15 protein-coding genes are annotated in these 15,372 nt (G+C 72.6%); 5 read left to right on the forward strand and 10 right to left on the reverse strand.

Annotated features, from left to right (window positions below):
- Together G5C51_RS31290 and G5C51_RS31295 are read left to right on the forward strand one after the other, a co-directional pair.
- A partial coding sequence (locus G5C51_RS31290) for a ThiF family adenylyltransferase (RefSeq protein WP_206314535.1) occupies positions 1 to 672 on the forward strand: 672 nt, incomplete at its 5' end.
- A 211-nt stretch (positions 673 to 883) separates the two neighbouring features.
- Positions 884 to 2,275, forward strand: coding sequence for an ABC1 kinase family protein (locus G5C51_RS31295; protein ID WP_165242284.1), 1,392 nt, complete (start codon positions 884 to 886; stop codon positions 2,273 to 2,275).
- A 3-nt stretch (positions 2,276 to 2,278) separates the two neighbouring features.
- On the opposite strand, the gene G5C51_RS31300 is transcribed toward G5C51_RS31295, so the two are convergent.
- The 4 genes from G5C51_RS31300 to G5C51_RS31315 all read right to left on the reverse strand — a co-directional run bounded on the left by G5C51_RS31300 (position 2,279) and on the right by G5C51_RS31315 (position 5,864).
- Complete coding sequence (locus G5C51_RS31300) at positions 2,279 to 2,599, reverse strand: hypothetical protein (protein ID WP_165242258.1); 321 nt, start codon at positions 2,597 to 2,599, stop codon at positions 2,279 to 2,281.
- On the reverse strand, positions 2,596 to 2,994 hold the full coding sequence (locus tag G5C51_RS31305; protein WP_165242260.1) for a WhiB family transcriptional regulator: 399 nt from the start codon (positions 2,992 to 2,994) through the stop codon (positions 2,596 to 2,598). Before G5C51_RS31305 ends, G5C51_RS31300 begins: the two co-directional genes overlap by 4 nt.
- Before the next feature lie 112 nt (positions 2,995 to 3,106).
- On the reverse strand, positions 3,107 to 3,463 hold the full coding sequence (locus G5C51_RS31310) for a hypothetical protein (RefSeq protein WP_165242262.1): 357 nt from the start codon (positions 3,461 to 3,463) through the stop codon (positions 3,107 to 3,109).
- Positions 3,464 to 3,635: 172 nt separating this feature from the next.
- Positions 3,636 to 5,864 carry a UvrD-helicase domain-containing protein gene (locus G5C51_RS31315; RefSeq protein ID WP_165242264.1) on the reverse strand — a complete coding sequence of 743 codons (2,229 nt, stop codon included), beginning with the start codon at positions 5,862 to 5,864 and terminating at the stop codon, positions 3,636 to 3,638.
- Between the two features lie 117 nt (positions 5,865 to 5,981).
- On the opposite strand from G5C51_RS31315, the gene G5C51_RS31320 reads away from it, so the two are divergent.
- The gene (locus tag G5C51_RS31320) at positions 5,982 to 6,239 is read left to right on the forward strand and encodes a glutaredoxin domain-containing protein (protein WP_165242266.1); all 258 of its coding nucleotides are present in this window, start codon (positions 5,982 to 5,984) and stop codon (positions 6,237 to 6,239) included.
- Between the two features lie 10 nt (positions 6,240 to 6,249).
- On the opposite strand, the gene nudC is transcribed toward G5C51_RS31320, so the two are convergent.
- Both nudC and G5C51_RS31330 read right to left on the reverse strand, forming a co-directional pair.
- Positions 6,250 to 7,188: an NAD(+) diphosphatase gene (nudC, locus tag G5C51_RS31325; RefSeq protein ID WP_165242268.1), complete on the reverse strand. Its 939-nt coding sequence runs from the start codon at positions 7,186 to 7,188 to the stop codon at positions 6,250 to 6,252.
- Entirely contained in the window at positions 7,185 to 8,621 is a 1,437-nt protein-coding gene (locus tag G5C51_RS31330; protein ID WP_165242270.1) for a dipeptidase, read from the reverse strand. The genes nudC and G5C51_RS31330 overlap by 4 nt, the downstream gene beginning before the upstream one ends.
- Positions 8,622 to 8,739: 118 nt before the next feature.
- Between G5C51_RS31330 and G5C51_RS31335 the strand changes: the two genes are divergently transcribed.
- Both G5C51_RS31335 and G5C51_RS31340 read left to right on the forward strand, forming a co-directional pair.
- On the forward strand, positions 8,740 to 9,018 hold the full coding sequence (locus G5C51_RS31335; protein ID WP_165242272.1) for a type II toxin-antitoxin system Phd/YefM family antitoxin: 279 nt from the start codon (positions 8,740 to 8,742) through the stop codon (positions 9,016 to 9,018).
- The gene (locus G5C51_RS31340) at positions 9,015 to 9,422 is read left to right on the forward strand and encodes a PIN domain-containing protein (protein WP_165242274.1); all 408 of its coding nucleotides are present in this window, start codon (positions 9,015 to 9,017) and stop codon (positions 9,420 to 9,422) included. The genes G5C51_RS31335 and G5C51_RS31340 overlap by 4 nt, the downstream gene beginning before the upstream one ends.
- Before the next feature lie 2 nt (positions 9,423 to 9,424).
- Here the strand turns inward: G5C51_RS31340 and G5C51_RS31345 are convergent, their stop codons facing one another.
- From G5C51_RS31345 to G5C51_RS31360, 4 genes are all read right to left on the reverse strand, one after another.
- Complete coding sequence (locus G5C51_RS31345) at positions 9,425 to 9,946, reverse strand: DinB family protein (protein WP_165242276.1); 522 nt, start codon at positions 9,944 to 9,946, stop codon at positions 9,425 to 9,427.
- Positions 9,924 to 13,502 carry an ATP-dependent DNA helicase gene (locus G5C51_RS31350; protein WP_165242278.1) on the reverse strand — a complete coding sequence of 1,193 codons (3,579 nt, stop codon included), beginning with the start codon at positions 13,500 to 13,502 and terminating at the stop codon, positions 9,924 to 9,926. The genes G5C51_RS31345 and G5C51_RS31350 overlap by 23 nt, the downstream gene beginning before the upstream one ends.
- A 128-nt stretch (positions 13,503 to 13,630) precedes the next feature.
- On the reverse strand, positions 13,631 to 14,350 hold the full coding sequence (locus tag G5C51_RS31355) for a hypothetical protein (protein ID WP_165242280.1): 720 nt from the start codon (positions 14,348 to 14,350) through the stop codon (positions 13,631 to 13,633).
- Between the two features lie 110 nt (positions 14,351 to 14,460).
- The coding region (locus G5C51_RS31360; RefSeq protein ID WP_165242282.1) for a RecB family exonuclease at positions 14,461 to 15,372 on the reverse strand (912 nt) is incomplete at its 5' end.

Consider the following 15,372-nt stretch of genomic DNA (forward strand, 5'->3'; position numbering starts at 1 on the left):
GGGGTGGGGCGGGTCGATGTGCAGGACGGCGGGTGCGTGGCCCCGTGGGAGACCGGCCCCGGCGGGCTCGCGCCCGAGCGGGTCGGCGAGCGCCGCGCGGTGGCGGCGCAGAAGGAGGTGCGTCGGTGGACGCCGGGGGCGCGCGGCACCGGAGGGGGGCGAGCGCGGGAGGGCCCCGAGCCGCCTCTCGCCCTCGTGGTGTTCGCGCCGCGCGACGGGCTCGGTGCGTACGCGCCGGATCCGGCCGCCGCCGAGCAGCTGATGTCCGCCGGGGTGCCGCACGTGTACGCGGGCGTGCTGGAGGGCACGGGCGTGGTGGGCCCGCTGGTGCTGCCGGGTGGCACGGCCTGCGCGGGGTGCCTGGCCGCGGACCGGTGCGAGCGGGAGCCGGAGTGGCCGCGGCTGCTGGCGCAGTGGCGCTCCGGCGGGCGGCGCGAGGGGGTGCCCGCGTGCGATATCGCGTTGGCGACAATGGTGGCGGGGCTGGTGGCCGCACATGCGCTGACGTTCCTCGACGGGCGGCTCCCGCCCGTCGCCGGGGCGCGGCTGGAGTGCGCGCTGCCGGCGCTGAGCTGGGAGACATCTCGGCCGGTTCCGCATCCGCGGTGCGGCTGTGGCGCGGCGGTCGAAGGCGGGGCCGCGGAGCAGGAAGCTGGAGGAGTTCATGTCTGATCTTCCGCGCAAGCCGGACCCTGCCGACGAGGAGGGCGAGCTGCCGCCGGGCGACGAACGGCGGGAGGCGGCCGAGCCGCGGCAGGTCGACGGCCGGGGCCAGGTCGACGGTCGGCCGCAGGGCGATGACCGGCAGCAGGACGACGACCCGCAGCAAGTCGACGACCGGGAGAAGGACGACGGCCGCGAGAAGGACGACGACGAGCTGCAGCTGAGCGACCTCCCGCGCAAGGCCTTCACGCGCACGGCCAAGCTGGCCGCGCTGCCGCTGGGCTTCGCCGGCCGGTCCGCCTGGGGCATAGGCAAGCGGATCGGTGGCAAGTCGGCGGAGCTGGTCGGCCGGGAGCTGCAGCAGCGCACCGCCGAGCAGCTGTTCAAGACGCTGGGCGAGCTCAAGGGCGGGGCGATGAAGTTCGGCCAGGCGCTGAGCGTCTTCGAGTCGGCGCTGCCCGAGGACATAGCGGGCCCGTATCGCGCGGCGCTGACCAAGCTGCAGGAGGCGGCGCCGCCGCTGCCCGCGGCCACGGTGCACGGCGTGCTCGCCGAGGGGTTCGGCGAGGACTGGCGGGAGTACTTCAGCGAGTTCGACGACCGCCCGGCGGCCGCGGCCTCGATCGGGCAGGTACACCGCGCGGTGTGGCACGACGGCCGCGAGGTCGCGGTCAAGGTGCAGTATCCGGGCGCGGGCGAGGCACTGCTGTCCGATCTCACCCAGCTCGGCCGGTTCGCCCGGCTGCTCGGCCCGCTGATCCCGGGCCTGGACATCAAGCCGCTGATCGCGGAGCTGCGCGCCCGGGTCTCGGAGGAGCTGGATTACGCGCTGGAGGCGAAGGCGCAGGCGGCCTGCGCGGAGGAGTTCGCGGGCGACCCGGACGTGCTGGTGCCGGATGTGGTGCACCAGGCCGATCAGGTGCTGGTCACCGAGTGGATGGACGGCATACCGCTGGCGAAGCTGATAGCCGAAGGCAGCGAGGCGGAGCGGGATCGCGCGGGGCAGCTGCTGGCCCGCTTCCTGTTCTCCGGCACCGCCCGCACCGGGCTGCTGCACGCCGACCCGCACCCGGGGAACTTCCGGCTGGTGAAGGACGGCGACGACCCCGCCCACTGGCGGCTCGGGGTGCTCGACTTCGGCACCGTCGACCGGCTTCCCGGCGGCCTGCCGGAGACGATCGGCGTCGCGCTCGGCATGACGCTCGACGGCGAGGCGGAGGCGGTGTACGAGCTGCTGCGGGCGGAGGGCTTCGTAAAGGAGGACATCGACCTCGATCCGGAAGCGGTCCTCGACTATCTCGTGCCGATCATCGAGCCCGCGGCGGTGGAGCGGTTCACATTCACCAGGAGCTGGATGCGTACGCAGGCCGCCCGGATCGCCGATCCGCGCAATCCGGCGCACCAGCTCGGCCGGCAGCTGAACCTGCCGCCGTCGTATCTGCTGATCCACCGGGTCACGCTGTCCACGATCGGGGTGCTGTGCCAGCTCGGGGCGCGGGTGCGGATGCGGGATGAACTGGAGGCGTGGCTACCGGGGTTCGCACCCGAGCATGCGGAAGGGGACCGCCCGGAGGGCGGTCCCCTGGATGCAAACGCCGAGGCTTCAGCGTAGGCGTTACTGCATCACGGCCATCGCGAGTGCCCGGCGGGCTCGCAGCTGCGCGCGGTCGGCGCGGCGCTGCAGCCGGCGGGCGAGGAGGAAGCGGGATACTTCCCGCTCCCCGTCGGCCTCGCGAAGGCGTTCCTGATATTGGGCTCTGGCCAGTGCTTCTGGCATGAGTTGCATTTCGAGCTTCCTGTTCTGGCGCTCGTCGATGGCGCCGGGTTCTGTGGTGACGTTCGGGTGGTCGATGGACTGGTTCATCGGGGACATGGCCGGGACCTGCTTCTTGGGGTCGTGCGCGACGGGACGGGCGATGGTGCCGTGGCTGCTCATGCCACGACCGGGTTCTTCCGCGGACGACCACGCGGCCGCTTCCGGGCCACGACGACGCCCTGGATGAACAGCTCGCCGCCCCAGACGCCCCACGGCTCACGCCGGTCCTTGGCGCCGGCCAGGCAGGCCTCGCGCACCGGGCAGGTCTGGCAGAGCGACTTGGCGTACTCGACGTCGGCCGGCGACTCGGCGAAGAAGACCTCCGGGTCGTAGCTCCGGCACGGGACGAGGTCGCCGAGGCGCTCGATGCGCTCGTCGAGCTCGGTGAGAGCGGTCAGCTGAGTCAAGGGGACCTCCGGGTCGGTGGGTTGTGCAGGCGGGTCTGCGGGCGGGAGGGGCTGTGCGTGCACTGGGGTGGACACGTGGTGCCTTCCTGTCTCTGTCTTCTGGTGCATCGGTCTCGGGTGGTGCTGGTCGGGGCACATGCTGTGCTGGCCCAAACAAAAGGGCCGCGGATCCCGGTGACGGGTTCCGCGGCCCTGGAAGGTGCCGGCGTGATCTTGTCGATCAAGCTGGATCTTTCCAGGGTTCGAGGCCGCGGTAGGCCCGCATCTTCTGGTGCTGCTTCTGCATGACAGTCGTCGTCGCACCGGTGGCAAAGCCGCCGATGACCCACGCCTGCTCTCGGAGGCCGGCACCCGTGATCGCGTCTGCATAGGCCTGGGGGGCCTGTGCCGCTGCTACCTCGAGTGCCTTGGTCGGTCGGTCATTACGGAGCGCACGGGCAGCGTCGACGCCGGACAGCCCATTGCTGGACAGACCGGTGGCGCGAACCGAGGACTCCGCACTGACCAGGGCCGGGACGGCAAGCAGGCAGGAGGCGGCGGCACCGCGACCGTTGAGTTTCACGTTGATCGTCGACACTGGGCTCGCCTCCTTTCGGGCTTGATCGTCTCGGTCATGTCCGGCGTGTGCCGGGCAAGAGGTCTAGTACAACACGGAACAGGGTGACCCGTGAAGGGCTGCCCGCTTCCGTGCTCGGAAGGCTATGAGCCTTCCGAGGCGGTACGCAAACTATTTTTCGCGGGATTTTCTCTCAAGCACCCTCGCCATCCTCGTCAGATGGCTCCTGACCTGCACAAATGGCCAGTACGGCGGCGCCAAATCGGTTGAGTTTTCGTTGCCCCACACCCGAAATGCCGGACAATTCCGACGAGTTCTCGGGACAGTTCTCGGCGATCGCCAGCAGCGTCTTGTCCGTGAAGACGCAGTACGCCGGCTGCCCGATGCGGCTCGCCGTCTCCGTCCGCCAGTCGTGCAGCCGCTCGTACAGCGCCTCGTCCAGCTCGGCCGGGCAGTCCTCGCAGCGCACCAGCTTGATCTCGCCGGCCTGGGTGAGCGTCCGCCCGCAGACCCGGCAGCGCACCTGCCGCCGCTGCCGCGGCGCCGCGGGCTGCCCGCGCCGGGCACCGCCGCCGGCGCCCCGCTCGATCCCGCCCTGGCCGCCGACGACCGACCCTGCGCCCGGCCGCGCCCCCGCGGACCCGGGCCGCAGCCCGTCCAGGAACCGGCTCGGACGCCGCGACGCCCGCCCGCCCGGCGACCGCGCCAGCGCCCACGACAGGCACAGGTGCTGCCGCGCCCGGGTCACCCCGACGTACAGCAGCCGCCGCTCCTCCTCGACCTGCTCATCGGTCTTGGCGTACGTGATCGGCAGCATGCCCTCGGTCAGCCCGACCAGGAACACGGCGTCCCACTCCAGCCCCTTCGCCGCGTGCAGCGAGGCGAGCGTGACGCCCTCGACGGTCGGCGCGTGCTGCGCCGCGGCCCGCTCGGCGAGCTCGGCGACGAAGTCCGCCAGCGAGGCCGACGGCCGCGCCCGCCCGAAGTCCTCCGCCAGCCGCACCAGCGCGGCAAGCGACTCCCACCGGTCGCGTACGGCGCCTGAGCCGGCCGGCGCCTCCGGCTTCCAGCCGCCGCCCTTCATGCTCCCGAGCACCGCCCGCACCTGCGACGCCAGCCCGACGGCATCGTCGAGCAGCGCGTCGTTGCCGCCGGCCCGCGCCGCGCCGCGCAGCGCGACGCCCGCCTCCCGGACCTCCGGCCGCTCGAAGAAGCGCTCGGCCCCGCGCAGCTGATACGGCACGCCGTGGTCGGCGAGCGCCTGCTCGTAGACCTCGGACTGGGCGTTGATCCGGTACAGCACCGCGATCTCGCTCGCCGGCACCCCGGAGTCGAGCAGCTTGCGGATCCGCCGGGCGGTGCCGTCGGCTTCCTCGGGCTCGTCCCCGTATTCCACATAGGCCGGTACGGGTCCTGGCTCGCGCTGCGCGACCAGCTCAAGGCGGTGTGCGGCGGCGCGGCCGCTGGCCTGGTTGAGCAGGCCGTTCGCGAGCTGGACGACCTGCGGTGTGGAGCGGTAGTCGCGGACCAGCTTCACCACGGTGGCGTTCGGGTGCCGGTTCCGGAAGTCCAGCAGATGATCAGGGGTGGCGCCGGTGAAGGAGTAGATCGTCTGGCTGGCGTCGCCGACCACGCACAGCCCGTCCCGCTCCCCCAGCCACAGCTCCAGCAGCCGCTGCTGCAGCGGGCTGACGTCCTGGTACTCGTCCACCACGAAGTGCTGGTACTGCTGCTGCACCTGCTCGGCGATGTCCGCCCGGTCGCTCAGCACGCCGACCGTCAGCAGCAGCACATCCTCGAAGTCGATCACCGTGCGCTCGCGCTTGAGCTGCTCGTACGCCCGGTAGATCCCGGTCAGCTCGGCGGCGTCCCGGGGCACCTCGCGGCCGGCCTTCGCGGCCGCCGCCGGATAGTCCTCGGGCACGGTCTGGGTGACCTTCGCCCACTCGATCTCGCCGGCGACGTCGCGCAGTTCGCCGCGGTCGAGCCGCAGGCCCTCCCGGGCCGCCGCCTCCGCCACGATCTGGATCTTGCGGTCCAGCAGCCGCGGCAGCTCGCCGCCGACCGCCTTCGGCCAGAAGTACTGCAGCTGCCGCAGCGCCGCCGAGTGGAACGTCCTGGCCTGCACCCCCGCCGCGCCGAGCTGCCGCAGCCGCCCGCGCATCTCGCCCGCGGCGCGGTTGGTGAAGGTGACCGCGAGCACGCTGGCCGGCTGCATGATCCCGGCCCGCACCCCGTACGCGATCCGGTGCGTGATCGCCCGGGTCTTGCCCGTACCGGCGCCGGCCAGCACGCAGACGGGGCCGTGCAGCGCCGTGGCCACCTCGCGCTGCTCCGGGTCGAGCCCCTCCAGCACGGCGTCGGCCGAGTCGGGGGCTTCGGGGAAGAGCGTTGCGGACGTGGGCTGGGGTGCGGATGTCACCCCGCCATGCTGCCAGGCCCCGGCTCGTGACCGCTGCCACAGGGGGGAATGGGCGGCGCCCGCGATACGTTCTTCCACTGCAATCAAGAACGCTTGACTTCAAGGAGCGCGAGGATCATGGCGGGCACCGTGACGATGTACAGCACCACCTGGTGCGGCTACTGCCGCCGGCTGAAGAGCCAGATGGACCGGGAGGGCATCGCCTACACCGAGATCAACATCGAGCAGGACCCGGAGTCCGCCGCCCTCGTCGAGAGCCTCAACAACGGCAACCAGCTGGTCCCGACCGTCGTGGTCGTCCCGGAGTCCGGCAGCGAACAGCGCGCGATGGGCAACCCGCCGCTGAAGTGGATCAAGGACTCCCTGGCGGCGTAAAGCCCCGGCTCTACATCCCCCGCTTCGGCAGCGGGCTCCCGTACCAGCGCTCGATCAGGCGGGCCGCAATCGAGATTCCGAAGGGAGGCAGGACCTCCCCGGACTCGAAGGCGGCCCGCAGTTCGTCGCGGGAGAACCAGCGGGCCTCGCCGATCTCGTCCCCGTCCACCTCGATCTTGGTGGTCGTCGCCTTCGCGGTGAAGCCGAGCATCAGGCTCGACGGGAACGGCCACGGCTGGCTGGCCAGGTACTCGACCTCGCCCACCTCGACGCCGACCTCCTCGAAGACCTCGCGCCGCACCGCCTGCTCGATCGACTCCCCCGGCTCCACAAAGCCGGCCAGCGTCGAGAAGCGCCCGTCCGGCCAGTGCACCTGCCGGCCGAGCAGCACCCGGTCGTCCTCGTCCGTCACCGTCATGATCACGGCCGGGTCGGTACGCGGGTAGTGCTCGCCCCCGCAGGCCGGGCAGCGGCGGATGTGGCCGGCCGCGGCGATCTGCGTACGCTCCCCGCAGCGGGAGCAGAAGCGGTGGCTGCGCTGCCAGTTCTCCAGCGCGACCGCGTGCACCATCAGCGCCGCGTCCCGGTCGCCGAGCAGCATCCCGGCCTCGCGCAGCCCGGCCGGGCGGGCGGAGCCGTCCATCCGGCCCGGCAGGCTGTCCTTCTGCAGCGCGAAGTAGCGCACCCCGTCTGCGTCCGTGCCCAGGAAGTAGCGGTGCTGTTCGGTGAAGGGCGCCTCGAAGGACGGGATCATGACCAGCTCGGTCTGCCCGTCCGGGGTGTCGTCGATCATCACCTGCCCGCCGGAGACCACGAAGACGCGGGTGGTCGGGTGGCTCCAGGCCGCCCCCAGCCAGGCCTCGTCGAGGCGGTGGTGGGCGGCGCGGTCGATGCCGCTCGCCCCGGTGAGCGGCGGCACGAGCGCACCCTGCGTCGGTACGGTGGTCACTGCTGGACTTCCTCTCCCCCGGCGGTACGTGTGCCTGCTGCCAGCTCGCCCCAGAGGTGGGCGGCGGCCTCGGCACCCTTCATCAGCAAGTCGGTCTCCACCTTCTCATTCGGCGCGTGCCAGCCGTCCGACGGGACGGAGATCCCGAGGAAGAGCACGGGCGCGCCGAGCACGTCCTGCAGATCGGCGGCGGGTCCGGAGCCGCCCTCCCGCGTGAAGCGGATCTTCGCGCCGTCGAAGGCCTTGCTCATGGCCCGTACCAGCGCCTGCAGCGCCGGGTCGTCGAGCGGGGTGAGGCAGGGGCGGGTGGCGCCGAAGAAGTCCAGCTCGTGGCGGATGCCGTGCGGGATACGGGCGGCGACCCAGTCGCGGACTGCCTGCTGGACCTTCTCGGGATCCTGTCCGGCGACGAGCCGGAAGGAGAGCTTGAGCTGGGCGGCGGAAGGGATGATCGTCTTGCCGCCGGGGCCCTGGTAGCCGCCGCCGATGCCGTTGACCTCGGCGGTCGGCCGGGCCCAGATCCGCTCGAGGGTGGAGTAGCCGGCCTCGCCGCCGGCGCCGTGCGAGTGGGCGGTCCGCAGCCAGCTCTCCTCGTCGAAGGGGAGCTCCGCGAAGAGCTCGCGCTCGCGGTCGGTGAGGGCGACGACGCCGTCGTAGAAGCCGGGGATGGCGACGCGGCCGTCCGCGTCGTGCAGGGCGGCGGCGAGGCGGGCGGCTTCGGTGGCGGGGTTGGGGACGGCGCCGCCGAAGGAGCCGCTGTGGATGTCCTGGTCGGGGCCGTAGAGATCGATCTGGCCGTCGATGAGACCGCGCATGCCCGTGCAGACGGTGGGGGTGTCGGCGGCCCACATCCCCGTATCGGAGACGATCACGGTGTCGGCGGCCAGGCGGTCGGCGCGCTCGTGCAGCAGCGCCGGGAAGTTCGGGGAGCCGGACTCCTCCTCGCCCTCGATGAGGAGCTTGAGGTGCACGGCGGGGGCGGAGCGGCCGGTGGCGTGCAGATGGGCTTTGAGGCCCAGGGTGTGGAAGAACACCTGCCCCTTGTCGTCGGCGGCGCCGCGGCCGTAGAGCCGCGCGCCGTCGTCGCTGGGCGTCGCCTCGAACGGCTCGGTGCGCCAGCCGTCGGCGCGGGCGGCGGGCTGCACGTCGTGGTGCCCGTAGACGAGGACGGTGGGAGCGTCGGGCTCGGCGGCGCGCCACTCGGCGAAGACCGCGGGCAGCCCGGCGGTCTCCCACACCTCGGCGACGGGGAATCCGGTCTCGCGCAGCTTGGCCGCCAGCCACTCGGCGCTGCGCCGGACGTCCCCGGCGCGCTCGGGGTCGGCGGAGACGGAGGGGATACGGATCCATTCGGCGAGCTCGCCGAGAAAGCCGTCGCGGTGGGCGGAGACGTAGGCCCGGACGTCGTTGTCCGGTGCGGGGGTGGTGCTCATGGTCTTCAAGCGTAATCGCTGCTGGGAGTGGGCTTGAGCGTCAATGGCCGGAGGCTCATTCACCCGTTCGGCCCGAACCGCCCTTTCTGCGTAGAACGCATCGTTCTACGCTGGCAGCATGGAGCGCATCCCGGTACGTGAGCTGAACCAGAACACCAGCGCCGTGCTGGCCCGGGTGCAGCACGGGGAGACCCTGGAGGTCACCGTGAGCGGCACACCCGTGGCACGGCTCGTTCCCATCACCCCGGCGCAGTCGGCGGTCGACCGGATGGTCGCCGAGGGCCGTGCTCTCGCCCCGACGTCGTCCGGTCCCGTCCCGCTGCCCCCGGCGCTCGGCGACCCTGAGGTCGACGCCGCCGCGACGCTGGCGGCCATGCGGGACGAGGAACGCTGGTGATCTACCTCGACTCGGCCGCGATCGTGAAAATGGTCCGCCGCGAGCCGGGTACCGCGGAGCTGGTGGCGTGGCTCAACGCCCGCCCGGACGCTCCGCTGGTCGCCTCGGCCCTGGTCGAGATCGAGGTGCCGCGGGCACTTCGGCGGGCCGCGCCGCAGTCGCTGGCCGGCGTCCCCGGCACGCTGGCGCGGCTCTACCGCATCGAAATCGACGCTGCCGTACGGGCCACGGCGGCGGCGTATACGGATCCGATGCTCCGGTCCCTGGCTGCCGTCCACCTGGCGACGGCGCACCTGCTCACCGATCAACCGGGGTCGGCGGCGCTGACCTTCGTGACGTACGACAAGCGGCTGCTGGCGGCGGCAGCGGACATCGGGCTGGCGACGGCGTCGCCCGGGGCGTGAGGTCAGCGGCCGGTGGTGCCGTCGATCTGCTCGCGGAGGATGTCGGCGTGGCCGGCGTGGCGGGCGGTTTCTTCGATCATGTGGACCAGGATCCAGCGCAGGGAGGCCGGGGCCATGCCGGGGCGGACGGAGCGGATGCCGGGGGTGTCGAGGTCGGGGGACTTGGCGATGACCTCGTTGGCGCGGGCGGCCGCGGCGCGGTAGGCGGCGACCAGGGTTTCCGCGGACTCGTCGGCCGTGACCGGGGCGTTGTGGTCGGCGGGGTCGCCCTCGCCGGCGTAGCCCCAGACGAACCAGTTGAGCTCGACGCCGGTCAGGTGCTTCACCAGGCCGAGGAGGCTGGTTCCGGACGGCGCTCCGGCGGCACGGGCCTCGGCGTCGGGGGCGCCGAGCGCCTTGCGGGCCACGGCGTCGCGGAGGTAGTCGAGGAAGCCGACGAGGGTGGTGCGCTCGTCGTCGTTTCCGGAGGGCGGGGCTATGTCGCCGGCGGGGCGGTTCGCGTCATCCGTGCGGGTGTTGGTCATCCGGGGACAGTAGCTCTTCCAATTCGCTGCGGCCCAGGAGGTTTTCGGGGTGCGCGATCTCGCCTGTGCGGACGTACACGAAGGCCGCCCGGACCGCCTCCAGCGGGACGTCCATCAGCTCCGCCCAGGCGAGGCGGTAGATCGCCAGCTGGAGGGGGTCGGCGGTGCGGGAGCGGGTCGTCTTCCAGTCGATGACCTCGTAGCTGCCGTCCGCGTTCTGGTAGACCGCGTCGATACGGCCCCTGATCACCCGGCCCGCCAGGGACAGCTGGAAGGGGGCCTCCACCCGGTACGGGGTGCGGTTCGCGTACGGGGTCTGCTCGAAGGCCGCCTTCATGGCCGCGAGGTCGCGTTCGTCCGCGATCTCCGCCTCGGATGCCGCGTCGTCGTCCAGGCCGTCCTCCTCCGGGCCCGGCAGCGGGAGCGTCTGCGCGTCGAAACGGGACTCCACCCACGCGTGGAATCGGGAGCCGCGGCGGGCCGAGGGCGCGGGGGCCTTGGGCATGGGGCGAGCGAGCTCCTGGGCGAAGCCGTCGGGGTCGGTGGCCAGGTGCATCAGCTGGGAGGCGGTCAGGGTCGCCGGCAGCGGGACGTCGTGGACGGAGCGGCGGGCGGCGCGCAGCTCGGCCTCCAGGGCCTCGATGTCGCGGTCCCAGGAGGAGAGCAGGCGCTGGTGCTCGGCGGGGAGGGGTAGGGCCTCGTCGCCGCGCTTCGGCTCGTCGTACGGCGCCGGTGTCGGTGGCGATTCGTCGTCGTGCGGTGCCGCCGTCGGCGGCTCATACGGTGCCGGTGCCTGGCCCTCGTACGGCCCCGGCGCATGCTCCGGCGAAGGCTCTCGCTCCGGAGCCGGCGCCAACTCGTGCTCGGGTAGCGGAGGCTTCCCCGGCAGTTCCTCCCCCGCCAGTTCCTCCTCCGGCAGCGGCGGCTCCTCCAGCCACTCCTCCTCCGGCAAGGGCGGCTCCTCCGGCAGCGGCACTTCCTCCGGCAATGGCGGCTCCTCCGGCAGCGGCACCTCCTCCACCCCCGCCGGATGCTCCCGCGCCCGCTCCAGCTCCGCGAGATGCCGCTCCACCGCCGCCGCGGCCTCCCGCCGCCGCGCCGTCGCCGCCGGGTCCAGCGGCATCGGCCACTGTGCCGCCTCCTCCGCCGCGCGCAGCGCCGGGTTCTCCGCCCCCTCCTCCGGGGCCTCCGCCCACGCCTCCACCTCGCCCGACGCGCCCGTGCCCCCCTCGCAGTGCTCCCGCAGCGCCTCCAGGAACGGCGAAGGGCCCCGCGGCCGCTTCTGCGTCGGGCCCCACCAGTGGCCGGACCCCAGCAGCAGCTTCCGCGGCCGGGTGAACGTCACGTACCCCAGCCGCAGCTCCTCCACCGCCTGGTGGTCGCGCAGCGCGGTCTTGAAGTCCTTCACGCCCTGCCGCGACCACGCCTCCACCTCCGGCAGCGTCGCCGCGTCGCCACGCAGGACGTGCGGGAGGACCTTGGCCTGGGAGGCGTACGACTCGCGGGCGTCGGTGTTCGGGAAGTGCGACGCGACCAGGCCCGGCACGACTACCACGTCCCACTCCAGGCCCTTGGACTTGTGCGCCGTCAGCACCTTCACCGTGTCAGAGCCGTCCCCCGGCAGGGCGTTGTCCAGGCCCTTCTCGTACTGCGCCGCCGTCTTCAGGAAGCCCAGGAACGCCAGCAGCGTCGCCTCGCCGTCCAGCGAGGCGAAGTTGGCGGCGACATCCAGGAAGTTGCCGAGGGTCTCGCGGCGGCGGGCGGCCAGCGCGTGCGGGGACGCCGACAGCTCCACCTCCAACCCCGTCACCGCCAGGATCCGGTGGAGCACGTCCATCAGCGGGTCCGCCAGCGAGCGCCGCAGGTCGCGCAGTTCCGCCGCCAGCCGCGCGAAGCGGACCCGGGCCTCCGGCGAGAACGGCAGCTCGTCCCCGGGCTCGGACCCGTCCAGGAAGGTGTCCAGCGCGTCCGCCAGCGACGCCACCTCCGCCGGGTCCACGCCCTCGACCGCCGCGGCCAGCCGCCGGTCCAGATCCTCCGCGTCCCGGGCCCCGGACACGTACACCATGAACCGCGCCCGCCGCCCGAGCAGCGCCAGGTCGCGGGCGCCGATGCGCCAGCGCGGGCCGGTGAGCAGCCGTACCAGAGCGGCGTTCGCGCCCGGGTCCTGCAGCACCTCGCACATCGCCACCAGGTCCGCGACCTCCGGCAGGTCGAGCAGCCCGGACAGGCCGACGACCTCCACCGGTACGTCCCGGCGCACCAGCGCGGCCTGGATCTCGCCGAAGTGCCCGGCGGTACGGCACAGCACCGCGATCTCGCCGGCGGGCGTGCCGGTACGGACGAGGTGGGCGATGTGGTCGGCGAGCCAGTCCAGTTCCTCGGCGTGGGTCGGGAGCAGCGCGCAGCGTACGAAGCCGTCCTGCTCGGCGCCCGGGGCCGGACGCAGCGCCTCGACGCCCTCGTGGCGCTCCCGCAGCGGCGCCGCCAGCTCATTCGCCAGCGACAGCAGCCGGCCGCCGCTCCGCCGGTTCTCGCTCAGCGCGTAGCGGGTCGCCGGGCGGCCCTCGGCGTGCGGGAAGTGGCGGGGGAAGTCGTCGAGGTTGGCGACCGAGGCGCCGCGCCAGCCGTAGATCGCCTGGCAGGGGTCGCCGACCGCCGTGACCGCGTGCCCGGCGCCGAAGAGCGCCGCGAGCATCCGCCGCTGCGCCACCGAGGTGTCCTGGTACTCATCGAGGAGCACCACCTTGAACTCCTCGCGCAGCTTGCGCCCCACCGCCCCGTGCCCCTCGGCCAGCCGCGCCGACAGGGCGATCTGGTCGCCGAAGTCGATCAGATCGCGGCGCCGCTTCTCCTCGCGGTACGCGCCCACCAGCCGCAGCAGTTCGCCGCGGCCCTGCGCCGCCTTGGGGACCTTGCGCAGGTCGTCGTTGGTGAGCTTGACCCGCTCCAGCTCGCGCAGCAGCTCGGCGTCGTAGCGCTTCAGCTCATCCAGGCCGACGAGGTGCTCGCTCAGCTCAGCCTCCAGCGCCAGCAGGTCGCTGACCAGCATGGCGAGGGACTTTGTCAGCGCGGGGAACGGGCCGGGCGCGGTGCGCAGCACCTTGGCCGCGAGCTGGTAGCGGGTGGCGTCGGCGAGCAGCCGGGCGCCGGGCTCCAGGCCGATGCGCAGGCCGTGGTCGGTGAGCAGCTGCCCGGCGAAGGCGTGATACGTGGCGATGCGGGGCTCGTCGGCCTCCTCGTCCCCGGGTACGTGCCCGGGCTCGGGCTCCGCGTCCAGCACCCCGGCCTTGCGGAGCGCCGAGCGGACCCGGTCGGTGAGCTCGCCGGCCGCCTTGTTGGTGAACGTAAGGCCGAGGACCTCGCCCGGCGCGACCTGCCCGGTGCCCACCAGCCAGACGACGCGGGCCGCCATCACCGTGGTCTTGCCGGAGCCGGCGCCCGCCACGATCACCTGCGGCGCGAGCGGTGCGGTGATGCACGCGATCTGCTCAGGGGTGAACGGGATCCCGAGGAGCTCCTTGAGCGCATCGGGATGGGTGAGACGGGCGGGCATCCAAGCGAGGGTAGCGGCGCCCACCGACATCCCGTACGGGGACGGGTGAGGGCGGGCGCCGGATACGCCTCAGGGCGTACGATGCGCGGCCGATGTCCGGCGGCGCGCCGGGGGCGTCAGCGGTGGCGTCAGCGGAGCTTGGCGGCGTCGATGACGTCGTTCGCGGCCGGGGCCTTGGCCTTCACCGGCTCGTTGAAGTCGGAGAAGGTGGCGGTGCCCGGGCTGTCGCCGTCCTTCGTCACGAGCTTCAGGACGTACGGCTTGCCCTCCGTGGCCACCTGCATCGTGGTGGTCTCGTCCTTCTTCTTCTCCGTGACGGCGATCGCCTTGGTGCCGTTCACGGTGGATTCCTCGCCCTTGGTGAGCTTGGCGTCCTTCGACTTCTTCATGCTCTTCTGGAACTGCGCGAGGTCGCAGGCCGAGGTGAAGCTGTCGTCGCCGGGCTCCATCTTCATCCAGCGGTCGCCGATCAGCTCCACGATCGCGCCGGCCTGGGAGGCACTGCCGGCGTTGTCCGTCCAGAACTGCTTGTCGGCCTTGATGTAGCTGTCCTCGCCGACCTTGAGGATCTGGGCGGTGCCCTGGCCCATGGAGATGGTGCCGGTGCACTTGCCGGCGCCCTTCTCCATCGACATCTTCATCTCCATCGGCTTGCCGTTCTGCGTCACCTTCGCGTCGAACGACATCGACTTCGCCGACTTCATCGCCTTACGGGCCGACTCCTGGATCTCATCGGCCGACTTGCTCGCGAGCCCGTCGTCGCCGCCACCCCCGGAGCATCCGGCGAGAACGACGGCCGCAGCCGCACCGGCCACCGCGGTCGCCAGGACGTGCTTCCTCAGAGCCACGATCTTTACTCCTTGTTTACGCGTGAAAGACGGCCCATACCATCACACAAGGCAATGGAGCTGCTAATCCGAGGGCGCACCGGACCGTCCGTGCGCGCCCTCCCCGGCCGTCACTCGACGATCTGCCGGCCCTCCGGCTGTGCGCTGCACGAGCCACGGAATGCACAGGTGGCGCAGTGGTCACCGGGGGTCGGACGGAAACGCTCGTCGAGTACCCGCGCGGCGGCGGTCGCGAGCAGTTCGCCGATCCAGGTGTCCTCGGGCGGGCCCTGGCGCTGCACTGCGGGCAGGGCGTCGCCGCCCTCGCGCTTGGGGGCGGGCAGGCGGAGGTGGACGAGCTCGGCGCCGCCGAGCGGTGGGGGTTCGTCGCTGCCCGGGCTCCCCGGCGTACCGAAGAGGTCGTCGGCGGCGCCCGCCCTGATCGCCTCCTGGTAGACGGCGAGCTGCGGGTGGTCGGCGACCTCGGTGCCGGAGGGCTTGCTCTTGCCGGTCTTGAAGTCCACGACGTACGCCCGGCCTTCGGCGTCCTCCTCGACCCGGTCGAGGCTGCCGCGGATGCGCACCTCGTACTCGCCGGCCTTGAGGGTCACGTCGAAGGGGTGCTCGGACCCGACGACGCTGCGCCCGCCGCGCTCCATGACATGCCAGCGCAGGAAGCGCTCGAGGGCTTCACGAGCGGTCTGCCGCTCCTGGTTGCTCTTCCAGGGGGCGTCGAAGGCGAGGCCGTCCCAGACGGTGTCGAGGCGCTCCATGAGGACGTCGAGGTCGGCGGGGGTGCGGCCGGACGCGACCTCGTCGGCGAGGGCGTGCACGACGAGGCCGAAGCCCTGGGCGGTGGAGGAGGGCTGCTCGGCTTTGACCTCGCGGCCGAGGAACCACTGCAGGGAGCACTTGTTGACCAGGAGGTCGAGGGCGCTGCCGGAGAGGGAGACGGGGGCGTCGCGGTCGCGGACCGGGATTTCGTTACGGGTCGGCTCGGCCAGGCCCCACCAGCGGTTGGGGTGGGCGGCGGGGACGAGGGG

The sequence above is a fragment of the Streptomyces coryli genome (assembly GCF_011044975.1).
In the GTDB taxonomy this organism is placed as follows: domain Bacteria; phylum Actinomycetota; class Actinomycetes; order Streptomycetales; family Streptomycetaceae; genus Streptomyces; species Streptomyces coryli.

Bases quoted from the DNA above. Each gene is read 5' to 3' on its own strand.
- G5C51_RS31335 (WP_165242272.1), top strand. From the start codon at position 8,740: ATGGAGCGCATCCCGGTACGTGAGCTGAACCAGAACACCAGCGCCGTG.
- G5C51_RS31350 (WP_165242278.1), bottom strand. From the start codon at position 13,502: ATGCCCGCCCGTCTCACCCATCCCGATGCGCTCAAGGAGCTCCTCGGG.
- G5C51_RS31345 (WP_165242276.1), bottom strand. From the start codon at position 9,946: ATGACCAACACCCGCACGGATGACGCGAACCGCCCCGCCGGCGACATA.
- G5C51_RS31300 (WP_165242258.1), bottom strand. From the start codon at position 2,599: ATGAGCAGCCACGGCACCATCGCCCGTCCCGTCGCGCACGACCCCAAG.
- G5C51_RS31305 (WP_165242260.1), bottom strand. From the start codon at position 2,994: ATGCACCAGAAGACAGAGACAGGAAGGCACCACGTGTCCACCCCAGTG.
- G5C51_RS31330 (WP_165242270.1), bottom strand. From the start codon at position 8,621: ATGAGCACCACCCCCGCACCGGACAACGACGTCCGGGCCTACGTCTCC.
- G5C51_RS31320 (WP_165242266.1), top strand. From the start codon at position 5,982: ATGGCGGGCACCGTGACGATGTACAGCACCACCTGGTGCGGCTACTGC.